At 68.8% G+C, this 21,920-nt stretch carries 22 protein-coding genes; 8 read left to right on the forward strand and 14 right to left on the reverse strand.

Going from position 1 to position 21,920, the window contains the following annotated elements; translation table 11 throughout:
• Positions 1 to 2,112: an ATP-dependent DNA helicase RecG gene (gene recG, locus ACFOPI_RS13290; RefSeq protein WP_382174532.1), complete on the reverse strand. Its 2,112-nt coding sequence runs from the start codon at positions 2,110 to 2,112 to the stop codon at positions 1 to 3.
• Positions 2,113 to 2,264: 152 nt separating this feature from the next.
• On the opposite strand from recG, the gene queA reads away from it, so the two are divergent.
• Positions 2,265 to 3,377: a tRNA preQ1(34) S-adenosylmethionine ribosyltransferase-isomerase QueA gene (gene queA / locus ACFOPI_RS13295; RefSeq protein ID WP_382174534.1), complete on the forward strand. Its 1,113-nt coding sequence runs from the start codon at positions 2,265 to 2,267 to the stop codon at positions 3,375 to 3,377.
• Here the strand turns inward: queA and ACFOPI_RS13300 are convergent.
• Genes ACFOPI_RS13300 through ACFOPI_RS13310 form a run of 3 tightly spaced genes read right to left on the reverse strand, consistent with a single transcriptional unit; the run spans position 3,360 to position 5,463 of the window.
• On the reverse strand, positions 3,360 to 3,671 hold the full coding sequence (locus ACFOPI_RS13300) for a non-heme iron oxygenase ferredoxin subunit (protein ID WP_382174536.1): 312 nt from the start codon (positions 3,669 to 3,671) through the stop codon (positions 3,360 to 3,362). The two genes, queA and ACFOPI_RS13300, sit on opposite strands and share 18 nt — an antisense overlap.
• A 14-nt stretch (positions 3,672 to 3,685) precedes the next feature.
• A complete protein-coding gene (locus ACFOPI_RS13305) occupies positions 3,686 to 4,168 on the reverse strand; it encodes an aromatic-ring-hydroxylating dioxygenase subunit beta (protein ID WP_382174538.1) in 483 nt (160 codons plus the stop codon).
• Positions 4,165 to 5,463 carry an aromatic ring-hydroxylating dioxygenase subunit alpha gene (locus ACFOPI_RS13310; protein ID WP_382174540.1) on the reverse strand — a complete coding sequence of 433 codons (1,299 nt, stop codon included), beginning with the start codon at positions 5,461 to 5,463 and terminating at the stop codon, positions 4,165 to 4,167. The genes ACFOPI_RS13305 and ACFOPI_RS13310 overlap by 4 nt, the downstream gene beginning before the upstream one ends.
• Positions 5,464 to 5,570: 107 nt before the next feature.
• Between ACFOPI_RS13310 and ACFOPI_RS13315 the strand changes: the two genes are divergently transcribed.
• The 6 genes from ACFOPI_RS13315 to ACFOPI_RS13340 all read left to right on the forward strand — a co-directional run bounded on the left by ACFOPI_RS13315 (position 5,571) and on the right by ACFOPI_RS13340 (position 11,082).
• A complete protein-coding gene (locus tag ACFOPI_RS13315; RefSeq protein ID WP_382174541.1) occupies positions 5,571 to 6,503 on the forward strand; it encodes a LysR family transcriptional regulator in 933 nt (310 codons plus the stop codon).
• Positions 6,504 to 6,664: 161 nt separating this feature from the next.
• Positions 6,665 to 6,820, forward strand: coding sequence for a hypothetical protein (locus ACFOPI_RS13320; protein WP_382174543.1), 156 nt, complete (start codon positions 6,665 to 6,667; stop codon positions 6,818 to 6,820).
• Between the two features lie 46 nt (positions 6,821 to 6,866).
• Positions 6,867 to 8,135 carry a PQQ-dependent sugar dehydrogenase gene (locus ACFOPI_RS13325; RefSeq protein ID WP_382174545.1) on the forward strand — a complete coding sequence of 423 codons (1,269 nt, stop codon included), beginning with the start codon at positions 6,867 to 6,869 and terminating at the stop codon, positions 8,133 to 8,135.
• A 133-nt stretch (positions 8,136 to 8,268) separates the two neighbouring features.
• Positions 8,269 to 8,649, forward strand: coding sequence for a c-type cytochrome (locus ACFOPI_RS13330; RefSeq protein ID WP_382174547.1), 381 nt, complete (start codon positions 8,269 to 8,271; stop codon positions 8,647 to 8,649).
• 32 nt (positions 8,650 to 8,681) lie between these two features.
• Complete coding sequence (tgt, locus tag ACFOPI_RS13335) at positions 8,682 to 9,848, forward strand: tRNA guanosine(34) transglycosylase Tgt (RefSeq protein WP_382174549.1); 1,167 nt, start codon at positions 8,682 to 8,684, stop codon at positions 9,846 to 9,848.
• Positions 9,849 to 9,897: 49 nt separating this feature from the next.
• The gene (locus ACFOPI_RS13340) at positions 9,898 to 11,082 is read left to right on the forward strand and encodes an MFS transporter (protein WP_382174551.1); all 1,185 of its coding nucleotides are present in this window, start codon (positions 9,898 to 9,900) and stop codon (positions 11,080 to 11,082) included.
• On the opposite strand, the gene ACFOPI_RS13345 is transcribed toward ACFOPI_RS13340, so the two are convergent.
• From ACFOPI_RS13345 to ACFOPI_RS13355, 3 genes are read right to left on the reverse strand one after another with little or no spacing between them, the layout of a single operon-like run.
• Entirely contained in the window at positions 11,074 to 12,288 is a 1,215-nt protein-coding gene (locus tag ACFOPI_RS13345) for an osmoprotectant NAGGN system M42 family peptidase (RefSeq protein ID WP_382174553.1), read from the reverse strand. The genes ACFOPI_RS13340 and ACFOPI_RS13345 overlap by 9 nt on opposite strands.
• Positions 12,285 to 14,012 (reverse strand): N-acetylglutaminylglutamine synthetase, encoded by a 1,728-nt coding sequence (gene ngg / locus ACFOPI_RS13350; protein ID WP_382174555.1) that lies wholly within the window; start codon positions 14,010 to 14,012, stop codon positions 12,285 to 12,287. Before ngg ends, ACFOPI_RS13345 begins: the two co-directional genes overlap by 4 nt.
• A gap of 13 nt (positions 14,013 to 14,025) precedes the next feature.
• Entirely contained in the window at positions 14,026 to 15,798 is a 1,773-nt protein-coding gene (locus ACFOPI_RS13355) for an N-acetylglutaminylglutamine amidotransferase (RefSeq protein WP_382174557.1), read from the reverse strand.
• A gap of 439 nt (positions 15,799 to 16,237) precedes the next feature.
• Between ACFOPI_RS13355 and yiaA the strand changes: the two genes are divergently transcribed.
• The gene (gene yiaA / locus ACFOPI_RS13360) at positions 16,238 to 16,678 is read left to right on the forward strand and encodes an inner membrane protein YiaA (RefSeq protein WP_382174559.1); all 441 of its coding nucleotides are present in this window, start codon (positions 16,238 to 16,240) and stop codon (positions 16,676 to 16,678) included.
• A 6-nt stretch (positions 16,679 to 16,684) separates the two neighbouring features.
• Here the strand turns inward: yiaA and ACFOPI_RS13365 are convergent, their stop codons facing one another.
• The 7 genes from ACFOPI_RS13365 to ACFOPI_RS13395 all read right to left on the reverse strand — a co-directional run bounded on the left by ACFOPI_RS13365 (position 16,685) and on the right by ACFOPI_RS13395 (position 21,869).
• Entirely contained in the window at positions 16,685 to 17,764 is a 1,080-nt protein-coding gene (locus tag ACFOPI_RS13365; RefSeq protein WP_382174561.1) for a serine endopeptidase, read from the reverse strand.
• A 46-nt stretch (positions 17,765 to 17,810) separates the two neighbouring features.
• Positions 17,811 to 18,620 carry a DUF2145 domain-containing protein gene (locus ACFOPI_RS13370; protein WP_382174563.1) on the reverse strand — a complete coding sequence of 270 codons (810 nt, stop codon included), beginning with the start codon at positions 18,618 to 18,620 and terminating at the stop codon, positions 17,811 to 17,813.
• A gap of 9 nt (positions 18,621 to 18,629) precedes the next feature.
• Complete coding sequence (locus ACFOPI_RS13375) at positions 18,630 to 19,088, reverse strand: hypothetical protein (protein ID WP_382174565.1); 459 nt, start codon at positions 19,086 to 19,088, stop codon at positions 18,630 to 18,632.
• A gap of 1 nt (position 19,089) precedes the next feature.
• Positions 19,090 to 19,587, reverse strand: coding sequence for a YiaA/YiaB family inner membrane protein (locus ACFOPI_RS13380; RefSeq protein ID WP_382174567.1), 498 nt, complete (start codon positions 19,585 to 19,587; stop codon positions 19,090 to 19,092).
• A gap of 115 nt (positions 19,588 to 19,702) precedes the next feature.
• A complete protein-coding gene (locus ACFOPI_RS13385) occupies positions 19,703 to 20,188 on the reverse strand; it encodes a hypothetical protein (protein ID WP_382174569.1) in 486 nt (161 codons plus the stop codon).
• Positions 20,185 to 21,147, reverse strand: a complete 963-nt coding sequence (locus ACFOPI_RS13390) for a phosphatidate cytidylyltransferase (RefSeq protein ID WP_382174571.1) — start codon at positions 21,145 to 21,147, stop codon at positions 20,185 to 20,187. Before ACFOPI_RS13390 ends, ACFOPI_RS13385 begins: the two co-directional genes overlap by 4 nt.
• A complete protein-coding gene (locus tag ACFOPI_RS13395; RefSeq protein WP_382174572.1) occupies positions 21,144 to 21,869 on the reverse strand; it encodes a lysophospholipid acyltransferase family protein in 726 nt (241 codons plus the stop codon). Before ACFOPI_RS13395 ends, ACFOPI_RS13390 begins: the two co-directional genes overlap by 4 nt.
• Positions 21,870 to 21,920 lie beyond the last annotated feature (51 nt).

The following is a 21,920-nucleotide window of genomic DNA, read 5'->3' on the forward strand; positions in this document are numbered from 1 at the left end:
TCAGGCCTTTAAATACTCGGCCTTGGTGCCCAGCCAGCGCCCCACATGCCGCTCAGCGGCTTCGGGGTAGCGGGTGAGCATCTCGGCCGCCGCCTCACGGGCCCATTCGAGCAGGTGGGTGTCGGTCGCCAGGTCGGCGAAGCGCAGCAGCGGCGCGCCGGACTGGCGGGCGCCGAGGAACTCGCCGGGGCCACGGATCTCCAGATCGCGGCGGGCGATCTCGAAGCCGTCGTTGGTCTCGGCCATGGCCTTGAGGCGCTCGCGCGCGGTCTCGCCCAGCCGGCCGCCTTCGTTGGGTGTGTAGAGCAGCACGCAGGCCGATGCTGCGGCGCCCCGGCCGACACGGCCCCGCAGCTGGTGCAGCTGCGAGAGGCCAAAGCGCTCGGCGTGCTCGATCACCATCAGCGAGGCGTTGGGCACGTCCACGCCCACTTCGATCACCGTGGTCGAGACCAGCACGCCCATGTGGCCGCCGCTGAACAGGCTCATCACCGCCTTCTTCTCGGCCACCGGCATGCGCGAGTGCAGCAGGCCGACCAGCACGCCGGGCAGCAGCTGGGACAACTCGGCGTGGGTCTCGGTGGCGTTCGACAGGTCGATCGCCTCGCTCTCCTCGATCAACGGGCAGACCCAGTAGACCTGCCGGCCCTCGGCCACCTGGGCGCGGATGCGCTCGATCACCTCGTGGCGGCGGCTGTCGGACACCACCTTGGTCACGATGGGCGTACGGCCGGGTGGCAGCTCGTCGATGGTCGAGACGTCGAGGTCGGCGTAGTAGCTCATCGCCAAGGTTCTGGGAATCGGCGTGGCCGACATCATCAGAAGGTGCGGTTCGCCCGCACCCAGCTCGGCGCCCCCCATCTTGCTGCGCAGCGCCAGCCGCTGCGCGACCCCGAACCGGTGCTGCTCGTCGATGATGGCCAGCGCGAGGTTGCGGAACTGCACCTGGTCCTGGATCACAGCATGCGTGCCCACCACCAGCGCCGCCTCACCGCTGGCGATGAGTTCCAGCATTTCCGTGCGCTGCTTTTTCTTCTGGCTCCCGGTGAGCCAGGCCACGCGCTTGCCGAGCGGTTCGAGCAGCGGCTCCAGCCAGCCGATGAGCTTGGCGAAATGCTGCTCGGCCAGGATCTCGGTGGGTGCCATCAGCGCACACTGCCAGCCGCTGTCGATGGCGATCGCTGCAGCCAGCGCGGCCACCACCGTCTTGCCCGAACCCACGTCGCCCTGCAGCAGCCGGTGCATGGGCACCTGGCGCTGCAGATCGCGCGCGATCTCTTCACCGACGCGGCGCTGGGCGACCGTCAGAGCGAATGGCAGGGCCGCCAGCAGCTGCTCGTGCAGGCCGCCGGGTGCCGTCTTCAGCGCCGGAGCGCGCAGCGCGTCGCGCTCGCGCTTGGCCTGCAGCTGCGAGAGTTGCTGGGCCAGCAGCTCCTCGGCCTTCAGGCGCTGCCAGGCCGGGTGGCTGCGGTCTTCCAGCGCGCCCATCGACACGTCCGGCCCGGGGTGGTGCAGGTATTCCAGCGCCTGGCGCAGCGACATCAGCGGCGCGCGCAACCCGCGCAGCGTGTCCTGCAGCGAGGTCAGCACCGGCTGCGGCAGGGTTTCGCTCAGGTCGGCGCGTTTGAGGCCGCCCACCACCGCCTTGCGCAGGTAGGCCTGCGGCAGCTGGGCGCTGGTGGGGTAGACGGGGGTCAGCGCCTCGGGCAGCTCGCCGCCGGCCGCGTGGAAGGCCGGGTGCATCATGGTCTTGCCCATGAAGCCGCCGCGCACCTCGCCGCGCACACGCACCCGCGCGCCGACCGCCAGCGTCTTCTGGTGCGCCGGGTAGAAACTGAAGAAGCGCAGGGTGCAGGTGTCGGACCCGTCGTCCAGCGTCACCAGCAGCTGGCGGCGCGGCCGGTACTGGATGTCCTGCTTCGTGACCGTGCCCTCGACCTGCACCACCTCGCCGTCGCGCGCATCGTGCAGGCGCACGATGCGGGTCTCGTCCTCGTAGCGCAGCGGCAGGTGCAGCGCCAAGTCGATGTCGCGCACCAGGCCGAGCTTGTGCATGGCCTTCTGCGGGGCAGAGAGTTCCTTGCGCGGGGCGGTGGACGGGGCGTCGGGCATGGGACAATTCTGCCCTCCCCCGAGCCCCCGGTTTTGCCGCCGGGCCGCCCCAAGGCAAAACGCGCCCCCGCGGGGGGGCAGCGACCCGCAAAGCGGCGGAGCGTGGGGGCTCACCTTGTTTTGGAACGGGCCCTGTCCGGCCCTCAAGCAGCATGACTTCTACCAGCTCCTCCGCGGCACGCACTTACACCGTCGCCGACTTCGATTTTTCCCTCCCTGAGCACCTGATCGCCCAGCACCCGGCCGCCGAACGCAGCGCCTCGCGCCTGCTCGACGGCACCGGAGACGCACCGGTGGACCGCATCTTCCGGGAGTTGCCCGGCCTGCTGCAGCCGGGCGACCTGCTGGTGTTCAACGACACACAAGTCGTGAAGGCCCGTCTGTTTGGCGAGAAAGCCAGCGGCGGCAAGCTGGAGCTGCTGATTGAGCGCGTGCTGCTGCCGCACGAGGCGCTGGACGACTCGCCCAACGAGATCGTCGGCCACCTGCGTGTGAGCAAGAAGCCCCTGCCCGGCGGTCGCCTGCACCTGGCGGGCGGACTGAAAGGCGGCGGCTTCGACGCAGTGTTCATCGGCCGCTGGCCCGACGAACAGGGCCAGCTGTTCCGACTGCGCCTCGAAGGCCCGGCGGGCGAAGACCCGTACACGCTGATGGCGCGCCACGGCCATGTGCCGCTGCCGCCCTACATCACGCACGGCGACGACGCCGAGGACGAACGCCGTTATCAGACCGTGTTCGCGCGTGTGCCCGGCGCCGTGGCCGCACCGACCGCCGCGCTGCACTTCGACGAAGGTGTGCTGGCTGCGCTGGAGGCACGCGGCGTGCAGCGCGCCAACGTCACGCTGCACGTGGGCGCCGGCACCTTCGCCCCCATGAAGACCGAGCGCATCGAGGAGCACGTGATGCACCACGAGCGCTACGCCATTCCGCCAGCAACGGTTCAGGCCATCACCGACTGCCACGCGCGCGGCGGCCGTGTGGTTGCGGTGGGCACGACCACGGTGCGCACGCTGGAGAGCTGGGCCAAGACCGGCGAGCTGCAGGGCGACACCAACATCTTCATCACGCCAGGCTTCGAGTTCCGCGTGGTCGATGTGCTGATCACCAACTTCCACCTGCCCAAGAGCACGCTGATGATGCTGGTCAGCGCCTTCGCGGGCTACGAGCACGTGATGGCGCTGTACCGCCACGCGGTGGCGCAGGGCTACCGCTTCTTCAGCTACGGCGACGCGATGCTGCTGGCGCGCTCAGCCGAGATCCAGTAGGACCCGCCCGCCCTCCACCTTCACCGGCCAGACCTTGATCGGCTGGGTGCAGGGCGCGAGCGTCGCGTCGCCCGTGCGCAGGTCGAAGCGGCCCTGGTGGAACGGGCATTCGATTTCGTGGCCTTCCACAAAGCCGTCGCACAGCCTGGCGTTGCCGTGGGTGCAGAGGTTGTCGGTGGCGAACACTTCGCCGTCCACCGCGAACAGCGCAATGTCGCGTCCGCCCGGCGACACCGGGATGCCCGCGCCTTCGAACAGATCGGCCTCGGCGGCCACGTCGGTCCAGTTGCTCATGGGTGCGGTCCTGTTCAGATGGGGTAGATGATGGAATTCGGGATCATTTCGCTGTCGTAGATGCACAGGCGCTGGGCGAACCTCAGCCCATCCGGCGTCTTCGCCACGATGTCCAGATACCTCCCGACGTTGAACACCGTGCTCGGCCCGTCAAGCTTGGTGCGGAAGACCGCGTAGTTGGCTTCGCAGTGCAGCCGGCCCCGCTCGTCGGTCTGGCGGACGACAGGCGCACCCACGACGTGCCGCTGGTAATACGGGTCGTGGAACAGGGTTTCCTTGATGCCGTAGACGCGGTCACGCAGCATGGCCTGGCTGTCGAAGGCCAGGGTCGAGAGCGGGAAACCGCGCTCGTGGTTCTCGCGCGGCTGCAGCTTGTAGACGCAGTCCGACGTGAAGAACGTGGGCCAGAGGTCCCAGTCGCCGCTGTCGACGGCGGAGGCGTAGTCGCTGTAGAGCGCCTGCAGGGCCTGGAAGGTCTCGAAGTCCAGCGCGCTCATGCGGCACCGCCTTCCGAAGCCTCAGGCGCTTCCATCACCTTGCGCCAGTATTCGTACATCCCTCGGATCAGCGTCTCCGTCACCATGTGATCCGTCTCGCCTACCTCGCGCCCGCCCAGCTCGGCGAGCGCCCTGTGCTGCGGCTTGCTGTCGAAGGCCTGTTGCGAGAACTCGATCACCTCGCCATCGTCGGCGCTCACGAAACCGGCCGGACCGAACAGGTTGGCCTGGCGCAGCCGGCGCTGGGTCATCTCGGGCGTGTCGTCCTCGAAGCCGAAGTGGGTCCAGACGAAGTCGAAGGCACCGTGGCCGTCGGGCTGGATGTGGCGCGTGCTCACGCTGTTGACCTGCTGCTGGAAGATCACGCTGGGGAACAAGGTCGTCATGACAGCGGTGGGCATCTGTTCACCCAGCTGCCACCAGGGCTCGGGCACGATGTCCAGGAAGCGCGGGTCTTCGAGCTGCATGCTCTCCTTGAAGCTCGACACCTGGGTGACCTGCGCGGCCTGGCCGCTGGCCTGGCCCATGCTGCCCCGGGTGGAGACCATGGCCGCGTGGCGGTGGTGTGCGTCCATTCGCAGCTCGCTCTTGTTGTCGGCGCGCCAGAGGCCGAAGGTGACGAACCAGGTGTGCAATAGGCCGGGGTGGTACGGGTCCTTGATGTTCTCCTGCATCAGCTTCCAGTTGCCCGGGATGCGCTGGCGGTTGTAGCCGAGGATGGTGAGCTTGCGACCATTGAACAGGCGGTCGAAGTACTGGAGGATGGTCGGCCCCATGTAGTCCTCGAGCGATTCCACCTCGTGGTCGAACGAGGCGAACACCACACCGCCGCGCACCGCCACCTTGAGCTTGGTGAGCGCGTGGTCCTTGGGGTTGAAGTCGGCCGGCATCCCGCCATTGACCTTGCCGTCCTGCCGCACGCCGCGCCGGAACGGCACGCCCTGCAGATCGCCATTCGGCGCGTAGCTCCACTGGTGGTACGGACAGACAAACTCGGTCTGGTTGCCGTGGCGCTTGCGGCAGAAGCGCATGCCGCGATGCGCGCACACGTTCTCCACCACGTGGATTTGCCCGTCGGCGGCGCGGGTCATGATGACCGAGCGCTCGCCAACCACGGTGCGCTTGAAGTCACCGGCGTTAGGGATCTCGGCTTCCAGGCCCACGTAGCACCAGTGGCCTTTGTAGAAAAAGCGGTCGAGCTCGCGCTGGTGGCGCTGCTCGTCGGTGTAGACGGCAAACGGGATGCGGCTGGTGCCGCCGGCTTCCCAGTGCAGGCCATCGGGGGATGCGGACATGGCTGTCTCCGTGGGTGTTCTTGTGAGCCGCATGATCGCGGCCGGTCACCCATCCGGCAAGGGAATCGGCGTGATACGCTGTATTCACAACCTGAATATTTAGCCCCATGAAGCTCACCGACATCGACCTCAACCTGCTGGTGGTGTTCGACCGCCTGGTGCAGGACGGCCGGGTCTCGCGCGTGGCCGAGTCGCTGGGCCTGAGCCAGCCGGCCGTGAGCAACGCGCTGCGCCGTTTGCGGGACCTGCTGGACGACGAGCTGTTCCTGCGCACACCCACCGGCATGGCGCCCACGCCCTACGCGCAGCAACTGGCCGAACCGGTGGCGCAGGCGCTGCGGGGGCTGCAGGGTGCGCTGAACGTGCGCGCCAGCTTCGACCCGGCGCGCAGCGAGCGCTGCTTCACCCTGGCCATGACCGACGTGGGCGAGATCTACTTCCTGCCGGTGCTGATGGACGCGCTGGCGCGTGGGGCACCGGGCGTCACGCTGCGCTGCGTGCCGGTGGCCGACGCGGCACTGCGCGAGGACATGGCCGCCGGCCGAGTGGACCTGGCCCTGGGCTCGCTGCCACAGTTGCAGGCCGGCTTCTTCCAGCAGGCGCTGTTCCGCCAGCGCTACGTGGCGCTGATGCGCGCCGGACATCCACTGGCCGCAGACAATACGCCGCTGAACGCCGCCCAGTACCGCCAGGCCGCCCATGTGCGTGTGGTCTCGGCCGGCACCGGCCACGGCCAGGTGGACGACGCCCTGCAGCGCCTGGGCGTGGCACGGCAGGTGCAGCTGACCGTGCCGCACTACGTGGCGCTGGGCCAGGTGCTGGGCAGCACCGACCTGGTGGCCACCGTGCCCGAGCGGCTGGCCGAACGCCTGGCCGGCCCGCACGCGCTGGTGGCCCGGCCGCTGACGCTGCGTCTGCCGGCCAGCACCATCGCCCAGCTCTGGCACGCCCACCTGCACCGCGACCCCGGCCACCAGTGGCTGCGCGGCCTGGTGGCGCAGCACTTCGGCACCGCCGCTGAGGCGGTGGACAGCCCCTGAAACGGCGACAAGGTATCCAGTGGTCGCCAGCTTCGCAACAAAAGTGCTACAGCCAGGCCCTGAGGTGTGACTTTTGTGCAGCAGCCGTGAACACGACCGACTGACGGGCCTGGGCGCGCGGGCACAATACCGGCCACCTTCTCGCCGCCGAAAGTCTGTCCGTGATCGAAATGCTGTTCCGCCTGGGTATCGCCCTGCTGCTGTCCGTGAGCCTGGCCCTGCTGCTGGCCTGGGGCTGGTTCAGTTCGGACGAGCGCACGGAGTCGGCGGCGGTCACGGTCGAGCCTTCGGCCGAATCCTCCACACCGGCCCGCTGACCCGGCCACGGGCTGGGCGGGCCGCCACGCGGTTCACAATGGCCCGATGACACGACGTCGCTGCCTCCCGCTGGCGCTGGCCGGCCTCATCGCCTTCCCCGGCGCGGGACGGGCGGAGCCCGAAGCCTCCCGCTACGCCACCCAGGGCCGCTGCGCCGGCTACCCCCGCGTGGCCCTGACGGCGCCCAAGGGCTGGTGCGTGGGTCTGGTGGCCGACGCACGCGATGGCCTGCAGATGCCGCGCCGACTGATCGAGGTGTCCCCCGGCCGCTTCTGGATCACCGACATGGGCAACTGGGAGCCTCGTCGCGGGCGCCTGCTGGAGCTGCGGGTGGATGGACTGCCGGGCGAAGCGGGCCGGGTGCAGGTGCTGGCCCGGGGACTGGACCGGCCGCACGGACTCGTGACCGGCCCCGACGGCAAGGTCTACGTGGGCGAGGCCGGCACGGTCTGGCGCACACCGGTCGACACCTTCGCCCGCGAGGACCTGCTCACAGACCTGCCGGCCGACGGCGCACACCCGCTCAAGGAACTTGCTTTCGGCCGCAAGGGGCGCCTCTATATCAATATGGGATCGGCCAGCGACGCCTGCCGGGACGACCGGCAGCAGCAACCCCTGCCCTGCCCCGAGACCGCGGGACCGTCGCCCCGGGCCGCCGTGTACGAGACCGTGCTGACCGGCCCCGACCTGAAACCGCATCCACCCAAGCCCTTTGCCACCGGCTTGCGCAACTCGCTGGGCCTGGCGCTCACCCAGGACGCGGCGGGCAAGACCGAACGCCTCTGGCAGGCCGAGAACTCGGTCGACTACAACGACCCCAATGCCCCGGCCGAAGAGCTCAACGCGCTCGAACGCGGCGCGCACTACGGCTGGCCCTACTGTGTCAGCGATGCACAGGGCCGCAGCGTGGCGGCGCAGGGCTACGAACAGCGCGCGCCGTGCACCCGCCGCCAGGCCCACCGCCCACCGTTCCAGGCCTGGCCGGCCCATGTGGCGCCGCTGCAGCTGCTGACCGTTCCGCCCGCGGCCGCCGGCCAGCCCGAACACCCGTGGAGCGGGCGCCTGCTGGCGGTCTGGCACGGCTACCGCGCCCAGGGCCACCGCATCGTGGCCTGGCGCCTGGGCGCCGACGGCCGCCCGACCGGCGCGCGCGAGAACATCGTCTCCGGCTGGCGGGTCATGCCCGGCATCCGCCCGCAGGGCAACCCGGCCGGCATCACGGTCGATCACAGGGGCTGGCTGTGGATCGTCGAGGACCGCAACCGCACCGTGCTGGTGGTGGCGCCCGAGACGCCGGCGGGCAGCGGGCCCTGAGGCCCCCGTGGCGCCGCAGCCACCGCCCGTCTCATCCTGAGACGGAGCCCCGGCGCATTGACAAGGATCAAGTCGCAGCACGGGGCCACTGATAGCCTGAGGACACCCACCCAGAAACCCACGGAGTCCTCCCATGAAACGCACCCTGATTGCATGCTCGGCCGCCCTGCTGGCCGCCACCGCCTGGGCCGGCCCGGCCGAAGACCAGGCCGCCCTCAAGCTCGCCGCCGGCGCTGGCTGCATGACCTGCCACCACATCGAGCCCGGCGCCAAGGGCCCCAACGGCATGGCGCCCATCGGCCCGGCCTGGCGCGATGTTGCTGCCAAATACAAGAGCGTCAAGGGCGCCCAGCAGCAGCTGACCGCCACCGTGCTGGCCGGCTCCAGTCCCTACGAGAGCCACTGGAAGGACAAGGTGTCCGGCCTGTCGATGCCACCCAACAAGGTGGCCATTTCCCAGACCGACGCGGCCCAGCTGGTGTCCTGGATCCTTGCTCTCGAGGTGAAGAAGTAAAGACTTCTGGAGCGCTCGGCGACAATCGCCGGATGCTCCAGTTCGACGTTCTCAAGACCGAAGGCCACGCTCGCCGCGGCCGCCTCACCCTCAACCACGGCGTGGTGGAGACCCCCATCTTCATGCCCGTGGGCACCTACGGCACCGTCAAGGGTGTCACGCCCGCGAGCCTGGAAGACATGGGCGCCCAGATCATCCTGGGCAACACCTTCCACCTCTGGATGCGCCCCGGCCAGGAGGTGATGAAAAGCTTCGGTGGTCTGCACGCGTTCGAGAAGTGGCACAAGCCCATCCTCACCGACTCGGGCGGCTTCCAGGTCTGGTCGCTCGGCGCCATGCGCAAGATCACCGAAGAGGGCGTGCACTTCGCCAGCCCGGTCAACGGCGACAAGCTCTTCATGTCGCCCGAGGTCAGCATGCAGATCCAGACCGGGCTCAACAGCGACATCGTCATGCAGCTCGACGAGTGCACGCCCTACGAGACCAACGGGCATCTCACCACCGAGGCCGAGGCGCGCAAGAGCATGGAGATGAGCCGCCGCTGGGCCGTGCGCTCCAAGGCCGAGTTCGAGCGGCTGGGCAACCCCAACGCGCTGTTCGGCATCGTGCAGGGCGGTATGTTCGAACACCTGCGCCAGGAATCGCTCGAAGCCCTGGTGGAGATGGACTTCCCCGGCTACGCCATCGGCGGCGTCAGCGTGGGCGAGCCCAAGGAGCAGATGCTGCAGATCATGGCGCACACGCCGCACCGCCTGCCGGCGCACAAGCCCCGCTACCTGATGGGCGTGGGCACGCCGGAGGATCTGGTCGAGGGCGTGGCCTGCGGCGTGGACATGTTCGACTGCGTAATGCCCACGCGCAACGCGCGCAACGGCACGCTGTTCACCCGGTACGGCGACCTGAAGATCCGCAACGCCCGCCACAAGGCCGACCACCAGCCGCTGGACGCGACCTGCACCTGCTACGCCTGTGCCGGCAAGGCCGGCGTGAGCTGGGCCGATGGCGGCCGCGACGGCTTCAGCCGTGCCTACCTGCACCACCTGGACCGTTGCGGCGAGATGCTCGGGCCGATGCTCAGCACCATCCACAACCTGCACTACTACCTGAACCTGATGACCGAAGTACGTGCCGCGCTGGACGCCGGCCGCTTCGAGGCCTTCCGCCAGCAGTTCAAGTCCGACCGCGCGCGCGGCGTGTGACACCCGCGCGGCAGGCACGCCGGACGGACCGCCGCTAAGCTGCGGTGCCATGACCCAGCCCCCCGTTCCCCGCCACGTCCTGCCCGTGCTGGTGCTGGCGCAGTTCGCCGGCACCTCACTCTGGTTTGCGGTCAACGCGGTCATGCCCGACCTGCAGCGCGAGCTGGGCTGGCCCACCGCCGCGCTGGGCACGCTCACCGCGTCGCTGCAGTTCGGCTTCATCGCCGGCACCCTGGTCTTCGCCCTGCTGGCCATCGCGGACCGCATCGCCCCGCGCCGGGTGTTCCTGGTGTGCGCGCTGGCGGGCGCCGCCTGCACCGTGGGCGCCTGGGCCATGGTCAGCGACTACACCGCCCTGCTGGCCTGGCGCTTCGCCACCGGCTTCTTTCTCGCGGGCATCTACCCGGTCGGCATGAAGATCGCCGCCCAGTGGTACACGCGGGGGCTGGGCGCCGCGCTGGGGCTGCTGATCGGCGCGCTGGTGCTGGGCTCGGCCAGTGCCCACGCGCTGCGCGCGCTCAGCGGCACCCTGCCCTGGCCGACGCTGATGCTCGGCGTGGCGGCGATGGCGGCGCTGGGCGGCGTGCTGCTTTATGCGGCGGTGGGCGATGCGCCGGGCGCGGTGGCGCGCGTGACCACGCTGCAGTGGCGCGCGCTGGCCACCCTGTGGACCGATGCCCGGGTGCGCAGCTCGGTGCTGGGCTACTTCGGCCACATGTGGGAGCTCTACACCATGTGGGTGCTGGTGCCGCTGATCCTCGCCACCCGCCTGCAGGGTGCCACGCTGTCGTGGACGGCGTTCTTCGTGCTCGGTGCGGGCGTGATCGGCTGTGCGGGCGGCGGCTGGGTGGCGCTGCGCTGGGGCAGCGCGCGGGTGGCCGGCGCGCAACTGGCCACCAGCGGGCTGTGCTGCCTGGCGGCCCCGTGGGCGATGCACGCGCCCGACGCACTGTTCTACGCCTGGCTGCTGCTCTGGGGCGTCACGGTCTCGGGCGACTCGCCGCAGTTCTCGACGCTGACCGCGCGCAACGCGCCGCCGCAGGCCGTGGGCAGCGTGCTGACGCTGACCAACAGCATCGGCTTCGGCATCTCGATCGCCAGCATCCTGCTGTTCGTCTCGCTGGCCGACCGCGTGCCGCTGGGCCAGCTGGTGCCCTGGCTGGCGCTCGGCCCGGCGCTCGGCCTGTGGGCGCTGTGGCCGCTGGTGCAGGCCGAGCGCTCGCGATCAGGTTGACTCGGCCGGCACCGAGCCATCGGCGTCCAGGAAGGTCTCCGGATCGGGCAGCGGCGTGGCCGGCACCTGCATCTCCTCGGGGTTGAGCTGCTTGGTGAAGCCTTCGAGCGAGCCCATGGAGCGGCGATCGCGCGCCGCCACCGGGTCCGAGGCCATGTAGCCGACGCACAGCTGGCCCAGCGCGCGCAGCGAGTCGAAGTGCGTGCGCTCCTGCGCGTGCGAGGCGTCGGCGCCGAAGCCGAGCAGTGCGGTGCGGATGTCGTTGCCGGCCTCCACCGCCGCCGCCGAGTCGCTGCGGTAGAAGCGGAACACGTCGCGCCGGTGCGCGATGCCGTGCTCCTGCGCCAGCTTGATGAGCTTGTGCGAGAGGTGGTAGTCGAACGGGCCGGCCATGTCCTGCAGACAGATGGTGACCGCGCGCTCGTCGGTGTTCTGGCCCGGCGCCGCGATCGCGATGTCCAGGCTGACCATTTCGGCGATGTCGCCGTGCAGCGCAGCCGACGAGCCGGAGCCGACCTCTTCGGTGATGGTGAACAGCGGGTGCACGTCCACCGGCAGCGCGATGCCGTGGTCCTTCACCGCCTTGCAGACCGTCAGCAGCACCGCCACCGCCGCCTTGTCGTCCAGGTAGCGCGCGTTGATGTAGCCGCCCGGCTGCACCTCGGGCTGCGGATCGAAGGCGATCCAGTCGCCCACGTTCACGCCCAGCGCCTGCAGTTCACTGCGGCCGGCGGACGGTGCGTCCAGACGCACTTCCACGTGGTCCCAGCTGTTGGGCTGGCTGTCGATGGCGTCGCCGAAGGCGTGGCCGGAGGTCTTCAGCGGCAGGCAGGTGCCACGCAGCTGCTGGCCATCGGTGAACAGCGTCAGGCGCCCGCCCTCGGCAAAGCGCGAGGACCAGCTGCCGATCGGCACGATGCCCACCCGGCCGTTGTCCTTGAGTTCACGCACCATCGCGCCCAGCGTGTCCAGGTGGGCCACGATGGCGCGCGCGGGACGGCTCTCCCGGCCCTTGAGCGTGGCACGGATCGCGCCGCGCCGGGTGATCTCGTACGGGATGCCCAGGGCTTCGAGCTTGCCCGCGGTGTAACGCACCACGGCGTCGGTCAGTCCGACCGGGCTCGGGATCGCCAGCAGCTGCAGCAGGGTTTCTTCCAGATAGGCCTCGTCCAGGGCGGGCAGGCGGTGGGTCGGGTTCCGGGTCATAGCGTCTCCTCTCCGGTGGCGGTGTTGGGGAACAGCAGGTCGATGAACCGCTGTGCGGTGGGTTGCGGTTCGTGGTTGGCCAGCCCGGGGCGCTCGTTGGCTTCGATGATCACGTAGTCCGGCCCGTCGACGGCCGACACCAGGAAGTCCAGCCCGGTGACCGGGATGTCGAGCACGCGGCTGGCGTGTTCGGCCGCCTGGCGCAGGTCGGGGTGCAGTTGCTCGGTGACGTCGTGGATGGTGCCGCCGGTGTGCAGGTTGGCCGTGCGCCGCACCGCCAGCGTCTGGCCGTAGGGCAGCACGTCGTCGAGCGCGAAACCGGCCGCGGCCAGGCAACGCCGCGTCTCACCGTCGACCGGGATGCGCGATTCGCCGCCGGTGGCGGCCGCGCGCCGCCGGCTCTGCTTGTCGATCAGCTCGGCGATGGTCGCGCTGCCGTTGCCTTCGATGGTGGCCGGACGTCGGATCGCTGCGGCCACGACCTGGTGGTTGATGACGACGATGCGCAGGTCCTGCCCCTGGCAGAACTGCTCCAGCAGCACGCGCTCGTCGAACCGGCTGGCGGCCTCCACGGCGGTCTCCACGTCCTCGATCGAGGTCAGGCCCACGGCCACCCCCTTGCCCTGCTCGCTGTCGACCGGCTTGACCACGATGGTGCCGTGCGTGCGCAGGAACTGCTCGTTGTGCGCCGTGTCGCCGGCCAGCGTCTGGGCTGGCACCCGCAGGCCGGCGCCAGCCAGCAGGCGCAGCGTCACCCGCTTGTCGGCACAGCGGCTCATGGCCACCGCGCTGGTCAGCTCCGACAGCGACTCGCGACACACCACGCTGCGCCCGCCGTGGCTGAGCTTGAAGTAGCCGTTTTCGGCGTCCACCGCCTCGACGCGCACGCCCCGCCGCTGGGCCTCGTCGATGATGATGCGGGCATAGGGGTTGAAGGCGGCGTGGCCGCTGTCGGTCTCGCTGAACAGGGGTGCGTTGATGGCGTTGCGGCGCTTGACCGCGAACACCGGCACGTTGTGGAAGCCCAGCTTCTCGTACAGGGCGATCGCCGAGCGGTTGTCGTGCAGCACCGACAGGTCCATGAAGGCCCGCCCGCGTGCCAGGAACAGCTCCGCCAGGTAGCGCGTGAGCGCCTCGCCGATGCCGGGGTGCGTGGCCTGGGGCAACACCGCCAGAGCCCAGAGGCTGGCCCCCGGCTGGGTGTCCCCGAAAGCCGGCGCGTGGTCGACGCCCATCGCCACCCCCAGCACCTCGCCGGTCTTCAGGTCTTCGGCCAGCACGTGCACCGTGCAGCGGTCGGCGCGCTGGCCCCAAAGGCTCGTCGCGTCCACCGGTACCATGCGCCGGGCGCGGTAGATGGCATTGATCGCCGCGACGTCGGCGCGTGAACGCAGACGGCGGATGACGAAGCCCTGGCGCCGGGCCCGCTGGGGCACATAGGCGTTGAGCGTCAGCCGGAACGTCTCGGAAGGATCGATGAACAGCTGCTGCGGCGCATACGAGACCACCACATGCGGCTTGTCGACATAGAACGCGATGTCGCGGCGCCCGGGCTGCTCCTGCAGCAGTTCGCGGGCGATGTCCGACGGATCGGCGAAGGTGTGGCCGCCGATGAGCCGACCCCAGCCGCAGTCGACCACGGCGTTCTCCCGGGGGCCGGGTTCGTGCGGCAGGGTGGAGCGGCTCAGGCGAAGCGCCCGCTGTGCGTGTTTCTGGATGGTCATGGCACGGTGCTCCTCAGCGAAGGTGGGACTGCAACCACAGCTCCAGCAGGCCCAGCTGCCAGAGCTTGGAACCGCGCAGCGGGGTGATGTGTTCGCTTGGAGCGTCCAGCAGGCGGCGCACATAACCCGCGCGGAACAGGCCGCGCTCGCGCGCCGCCTGGCTGTGCAGCGCGTCCTTGACCATCGCCAGCACATTGCCCTGCAGGTGCTTGAGTGCCGGCACCGGGAAGTAGCCCTTGGGGCGGTCGATCACTTCGCTGGGAATGACCTGGCGCGCCGCCTCCTTGAGGATGCCCTTGCCGCCGTGGGCCAGCTTGTGGCGCGGCGGGATGCGAGCGGCCAGCTCGACCAGTTCGTGGTCGAGAAAGGGCACGCGGGCCTCCAGCCCGAACGCCATGGTCATGTTGTCGACGCGCTTGACGGGGTCGTCCACCAGCATCACCGTGGTGTCCATGCGCAGGGCCTGGTCCACCGGGTGGCTGGCCCCGGGCGCCACCAGATGCTTGGCGATGAACTCGCGCGTCACGTCGCCGGAGAGGTAGACCCCTTCGACCACGGTGCGCATCTCGGCGTGGTCGCGGTCAAGGAAGGCGGCCGCGTAGTCGTCCACCGGGCGCTCGCTCTCGGCCAGCCGGGGGTACCAGTGGTAACCACCGAACACCTCGTCGGCCCCCTGCCCGCTCTGCACCACCTTGCTGTGGCGCGACACCGCCTCGGACAGCAGGTAGAAGCCGATGCAGTCGTGGCTCACCATCGGCTCGCTCATGGCGTGGATGGCTTCGGGCAGGCGGCGCAGCAGCTCGGACTCGGGCACGAAGATGCGCTCGTGCCGCGTGCCAAAGCGCCGGGCGACGATGTCCGCGTATTCGAACTCGTTGCCCTTTTCGCCGCCGACGTCCTCGAAGCCCACGTTGTAGGTGTGCAGGTCGGGCACGCCGGCCTCGGCCATCAGGCCAACGATCAGGCTCGAATCGACGCCGCCGGAGAGCAGCGCGCCGACCGGCACATCGGCCACCAGGCGCCGCTGCACCGACTCGCGCAGCCCGCCCAGCAGGATGTCGCGCCAGTCATCGAACGGCCGCTGTTCGTCCTCGGCACTGCGCTCGTAGTTCAGCGCCCAGTAGCGGTGCTGGCGCGTGCGCCCGTCGGGCTCGACCCACATCAGCGTGGCCGGCGGCAGCTTGCGCACGCCGCGAAACAGCGTGTGCGGCGCGGGCACGATGGCGTGCAGCGACAGGTAGTGGTGCAGGCCTTCGGTGTCGATGCCGGTGTCCACACCGCCCGCGGCCAGCAGGGCCGGCAAGGTGGAGGCAAAGCGCAGGCCGCCCGGCACCGGCGCCAGGTACAGGGGCTTGATGCCCAGCCGGTCCCGGCCCAGCAGCACCCGGCCGCTGTCGCGCTCCCAGATCGCAAAGGCGAACATGCCGTTGAGGCGCTTGACGAAGTCCTCGCCCCAGGCGTGGTAGGCCTTGAGCAGCACCTCGGTGTCGCCGGTGGAATGGAAGGTGTAGCCCTTGGCCTCCAGCTCCCGGCGCAACGCGGGGTGGTTGTAGACCGCGCCGTTGAAGACGATGCCCACGCCCAGCGCGGGATCGAACATGGGTTGCTGGGCAGCGTCGCTCAGGTCCATGATCTTCAGGCGCCGGTGCCCGAAGGCCAAACGGTCCCAGGCCATCAGGCCCTGTCCGTCGGGGCCGCGCGGCGCCTGTTGCTGGTTCATGCGCAGGATCGCGCTGGTATCGACCGGCTGGTCGTCGAATCGAATGTCTCCGGAAATGCCACACATGGCGAAACTGCCCTCCTTGCGGAACGGCCGATCGCCAACAGGGGAAGCACTTCAGGAAGAGGTCACACCGGTCGGTGCCGGTGCCACATAGCCAGGGACGAAGAACAGGTGGAGGTAATCGGCCTGTGCGGTTCCGTGACGCCACACCCGCAGCGGGTGCCACAGGAGAGCCGGCCCGGTGAAACCGAAAGGCCCTCCCCACGCCGTGCCTCGGAACGCGCACGGGTTGAAGATGAGGTGAGCGCCGGATTATATGTTTTTACATATATCAAGTCAATATTCACCCCCGATTTCCCATCTAAACGGGCAGCAGCAAGTGGACCGGATCGCGCCGAGCTGGTCTGGCGCCCCGGTGGCAGGCGCACTACCGGCCCCAGCAGGACGGCATCGAAAGCTTCCGTTACAGTCCCGCCACCGACAAACACCTCGGAGGACCTCCATGCCTGCTCCCGCCATCGCCGCCCAGCGTCCCACCGGCGCCTTCATCGGCGCATCCTGGGCCGCCCTGCTGGTCGGCTCCCTCGTCTACCTGATGGGCCTGTGGAATGCCCAGATGATGCTCAACGAAAAGGGCTATTACTTCACGCTGCTGATGTATGGCCTGTTCTCGGCGGTGTCGCTGCAGAAGTCGGTGCGCGACCGGCTGGAGGGCATCCCGGTGACCGGCATCTACTACAGCCTGTGCTGGGTGTCGCTGCTGCTGGCGGTGCTGCTGCTCACAATCGGCCTGTGGAACGCCACGCTGGCGGCCAGCGAAAAGGGCTTCTACGCCATGGCCTTCCTGCTGGCGCTGTTTGGCGCCGTCGCGGTGCAGAAGAACATCCGCGACGTCGCACAGTTCAACCGCGCCCACCCCGAGCTGGAAGGCAGCGCAGAGTAAACCGGATCATGCGGCGGTAGGCGGCCCGACGTCCTTGGTTGCCTCGGGCGTCGCCTTCGCATCGGTTCCACACGAGAAGCAGTAACGCGCGAACGCGCTCTTGCGCGTGCTGCAGTGGCCGCAGCGGTCGAACAGGCACAGACCGCAGTGCGGGCAGAAATCGGTCTTGCCGTCTTTGAGGTCAACCGCGCGCTCGCAGCCCGGGCAGACGTTCTTGGCCAGCCGCGCCTGTGCCTGGTCGTAGTCCATCTCCTTGCGCCGCTGCGTGTCGGGCAGCGCCTCGACCGCCTTCTGCCGCTCCAGGTATCGCTGCAGCGCCGCAATCGCATAGCGACCACCGATCACCGTCAGCACGATGCCCACGATGTAGCGCACATAGCCGCCGTAGCTCGGCAGGTAGGGCACCAGCTCGACGAAGAAGGCAAACAGCGCGAAGAAGATGAAGCCCCACACGAAGGGCCACGACGGGCCCTTGCGGTGCTTCTTGAACAGGTACCCGGCCACCGCCAGCAGCGGCAGGGTGAGCGCCAGCCGGTAGCCGAACACGCGCAGCTCCTGCGCGCGCTGTTCCCCCACATAGATGTCCCGCGCCGCATCTTCCAGGCTGCGCAGCTCGGCCTGCGCGCGCTGCTGCGCCTGTCGCGCGTCCAGCGCCACCTGCTGTTGCTGCTCCACCGCCGCGAGCGCGTCGCGCTCGATCTTGCGCAACCCGTCGAGCTCGCGGGTCCGCTGCAGCACCTCCTGGTCCTGCTCGGCCCGTTGAGTGACGCTGCGCGTGGCCAGCCAGTTGTCGAAGGTTTCGCGCGCGGCGCGGTTGTCGGCGCGCGCGGTCTGCAGCTTCAGCTGGGCCTGCTCCAGCGCGGCCTGAGCCTCTTCGGCGGCCTTCTCAGCGGTCTTGATGGTTTCCTTGAGCGCGGGCGTGCGCTGCGGGTCCATGAAGTCTTCGAGCGTGCGGACCTGCTCCACCTGCGGCAGGTCGCCGACGATGGTGCTGCCCAGGCCGGTGAGGAACCAGGCGAACAGGAAGGCCACCAGCCAGAGGCCGCGGCGGAACCACTTTTCGGACAGTCGCAAGGACTTGCTCATGGTGTTTCCCTCGATGGTTTTGTGTTGAAGGCGATTGTGAACCCGCTCACAGCGCGATCCGCTGCGGCGCCGAGCCCAGGCCACTGCGCGCCAGCCAGTCGAGCACCGAGTCGACCGTCACGGTCTCGATGCGGTCGGAGAAACGCTTGTCGTTCGGGTGGTCGTCGAAGCGGATGTGGGCCGAGCCGGCGCTCGCACCCAGCCGCGTCAGCGGCCCCAGGCGCAGCGTGCTCGGCTGGTAGCCCTTGAAACCCAGCCAGGCCTGCGCGTGCGCGCGGGTGGTGACACCCGGCTCGGCGGCGATGGCCATCGTCTCAATCGCCCACTGGTTGGACTGCTGGTAGCGTGTGCCCCAGGCGTAGGCCACCATGTTGTAGTCGCGCTCGTGCAGACGCAGGCTGCGGCCGCGGTCGTTCAACAGCGCGTACAGCGGTGCCTGCAGGTGCGGTGCCGGCACCGACCACACCGCCTCGTGGCGCCAGAGGTCGTCCAGGAAGAACTCGCCCAGGCCCTGGCGGTAGATCGAGCCGTCGGCGGTGCCGCACTGGTTGAGCTTGTGCAGCACGCGCCACGGCCCCTCGGCCGTCTTGTAGGCCCAGCCCAGGTGCGAGTAGCGCAGCTGGTACTTGCCCAGGTCCTGCCCCGCACGGCCCAGCACCACCACCCGCGCACCGCTGCGCGCGAACTCGGCGTCCAGCGCCTGTGCCGTGCGCTGCGCCAGCTCCATGCCTTGCGTCAGCGTCTGCGGCGTCAGCGGCCGCTGCTCGCAGGATCGGCCGGCATGGGCGACGGTGGCGCCAAGCAGCAGCACAGCAAAGGTCAGCGCTCGGTGAGCAACATTCAGAGTCTTCTTCATGGTCGCCCCTCAGTAAGTCAGCCGCTCGTTGTGCAGCAGCGCGCGGCCCAGCTCGTTCGGGATGAAGCACAGCACCTCACCCGCCGCCGACAGCACCACCCCCGCGCCGATCACGCTCACGGCCACGGCGGTTCCGACGCCGGCCACCATACCCGAGGCCGCGCCCCCGCTCAGCTCCACACTGGCCCGCGCACCATCGGACGCCCGCTCCAGCACGATCACCGTGCCACGCGCCGACACCTCGACCGCCTTCACCACCAGCACCGCACCGCTGACCGCCAACGCCGCCGGCACCACACTCACCGCCGTCGCGCTGCCCGCGACCGCCGACCCCGCGCCCACCACCGAGGCCACCGGCAACGCCGACAGCACCAGGGACGCCTCACTCTGCGCCCGCGCCGGGCCCGTCACCAAGGCCGCGCTCAGGCTGGCGGCCAGCAGCATCTGCTTGAAGAAAATGCGGTTCATCTCATTTCTCCTCAACGTGGGCCACGGCACGGCGGTTTTCGATCAGGTCCGCCTCGTGGCGGTCGCGCAGCGTCTTGGCCAGCGTGAACGCCGAGGTCACGAGATAGAGCCAGCTCACACCCAGGTAGGCCTTGTAGGTCTCATCGATCTGCATGCGCAGCAGGCCCCAGAGCGTCAGACCCATGGCCACCGCAAAACCGCCCCAGACCACGAAGCGCCACATCGGCGTCTCGGCCTCACCGGTCCGCAGCGCCTTCTGCTGGTCGCGCACCGCCTTGGCCAGCACGAACACCGTCGACAGACAGAACACATAGCCCATCACCATGAACGCCCGGTCCAGCGCCTGACCCGGCAGGTACGCCAGGCCGGTGGCGCAGAGAAAGACCGCCAGCCCGAACGAGACCCAGACCTGGAGCTGCCAGGCGCGGGTGTCGCGCATCACGATGAGGGGAGAACGGGAACCGCTGACCATGTGAAACCTCGGTGGGTTGTTGAACATGGGGCGGATGGTGGGAGCAGCCGACCGAGCAGACCATAAACATCTGCTTCGGAATCAATACATCAACCTCTCAGGTGCGTTATTCAATACTCTCCGCCCAACCGCCATGCTCAATTCAATCGAGGCTGTTGGCGCTCTTTCGCTCGACGAGGGCCGTCCATACTGCACCTGTAACCGTCAAGGCACCGATGACTGGCCACCAAACCAGATTGGGTGGAACAGCTGCGTCAAAGAAGATCACGAAACCGTCCCAGTTGGCTCCAACGTCGCAGCCTTCCGGGCAAACTGCGGCGGCGAGAAACATGGGGACGAGGAGCAAGAATGGAACGGCGATCGCCAATGCCACGAGCACGACGTAGGCCACCCACCGAAGCGCCCAGTCAAGCTTGTGTGTCGCCCACCTGGCTCCAGCACAGACCGCCGACATTCCCAACCAGATCACCACCAGACCGCAACCGAGCGACAGGTATGGGACAAACGAATCCCATGGGTGGTGGTCAGGGAACCTGGAAATGACGTCCCTCCATGCACGAATGCCGAACACGATTGTCGCGACGATCGACGGTGTGTGCTTGATGAATGGCGCCAGCAATGACCTCACGGCACCCACCAGTACCGCACCGCATGAAAAAACACCGGCGCGGCGAAGATCACGGAATCGGTTCGGTCGAGCATGCCGCCGTGGCCTTCGATCATGCTGCCCCAGTCTTTCACGCCGCGGTCGCGCTTGATGGCGGACATGACCAGGCCACCGAAGAAGCCCATCAGACAGATCAGCAGCGCCATGCCCGCGGCCTGCAATGGTGAGAACGGTGTGATGCCGTGCAGGGCGGCTCCCAGCAGCGTGGCGCTGGCCACGCCGCCGATGAGGCCTTCCCAGGTCTTGGAAGGCGACAGAACGGGCGCCACCTTGCGTTTGCCCAGCAGCTTGCCCCAGATGTACTGCAGCACATCGCTGCCCTGCACCACGATCACCAGGAAGGCAATGAGCAGCATGTTCTTGCCTTCAAACCCGATCACCGGCAGCGTGAGCAAGGCCGGCACGTGGCTGATGCAGAACACGCTGACCATCAGGCCCCACTGCACTTTGGAGGCGCGCTCCAGAAAGCGCTGGGTGTCGCCGCCCGTGGCGGCCAGGATGGGCAGCAGCAGAAAGGCGTAGACCGGGATGAAGATGGAATAGAGGCCGTACCACTCGATCCAGACGAGGAAGTACTGCATGGGCAGGGCCAGGTAGAAAGCCGCGGCCATGGCGGTGTGGTCGCCGCGCCGGGTATAGGCCAGACTCAGGAACTCGCGCAATGCGTAAAACGAGATCAGGAAGAACAGCACGACCACGCCGTTCTTGCCAAACAGGAACGCCAGGCCGATGGACCCGACCATGACCCACCAGGCGTTGATGCGCGACGTCAGGTTGTCGATGACGGCGTGCGGTGCGCCATGGGCCACACGCCACTTGAGCAGGGCGGCGATGCTGGAGGCGAGCACAAGCACACCCGTGACGCCGATGAACAGCCAGCCCGTGGGGGTAAAGAGCGCCGCGAAGGTGTCTGCGTTCATGCGTCGCTCCCGGGTGCCTGGGTGTCGCGACCCGAGGGCGCTGGGGTTGAGGTTTCGGGCTCGCGGTCGTATTCGGGCCGCAGGTCCAGCAGCGCCTGGCGCGCGCGCTGCAGGAACTGCTGCTTGTCTTCCTGGGGAACCAGGGCCAGCGGCTCGCCAAAGCGCACCGTACAGGCGAGCGGCACGGGCAACAGAGCACCTTTGGGCAGCACCCGCTTCAGGTTTTCGATCCACACTGGCACGAAACGCACATGACCGAACGACCGGGCGAGGTGGTAGATGCCGCTCTTGAGCGGCAGCAGCACCTCTTCACTGGTGTTGCGGGTGCCTTCGGGAAAGATGATCAGGGAGTCCCCGGCCGCGAGCGCCGTGCCCATCTGCACCAGCGGGTCGCCGCTGCCAGGGCCACCCGCGGCGTCGCGCCGGATCATGAGCGCGTTGAACACGTCGCGGCCGATGAAGCGGCGCAGCGCCGACGTGTTCCAGTAATCCTCACCCGCCACGGGACGGGTGAGTGTGCGCAGGTCGGGCGGCAGCGCGGCCCAGAGCAGCACGAAGTCGCCGTGGCTGGTGTGGTTGGCAAAGTACACGGTCTGGTTGGCCATGGGGCCCGTGCGGCCCCACAGCGAGCGCAGGCCGGTGATCAGGCTGGCCCCGGTGACGATGGTCAGCCGGACCAGCGCTGCCAGCCACCGGCGCGGCGAAGTGCCGTCCGGCTCCATGGGGGGGAGCGGCTGCGGGCGCGTGGAAGGAGAGGGATCTGGGTTCACTCG

Origin of the sequence: Hydrogenophaga luteola (assembly GCF_042648585.1) — a bacterium.
Classification (GTDB): Bacteria; Pseudomonadota; Gammaproteobacteria; order Burkholderiales; family Burkholderiaceae_C; genus Hydrogenophaga; species Hydrogenophaga luteola.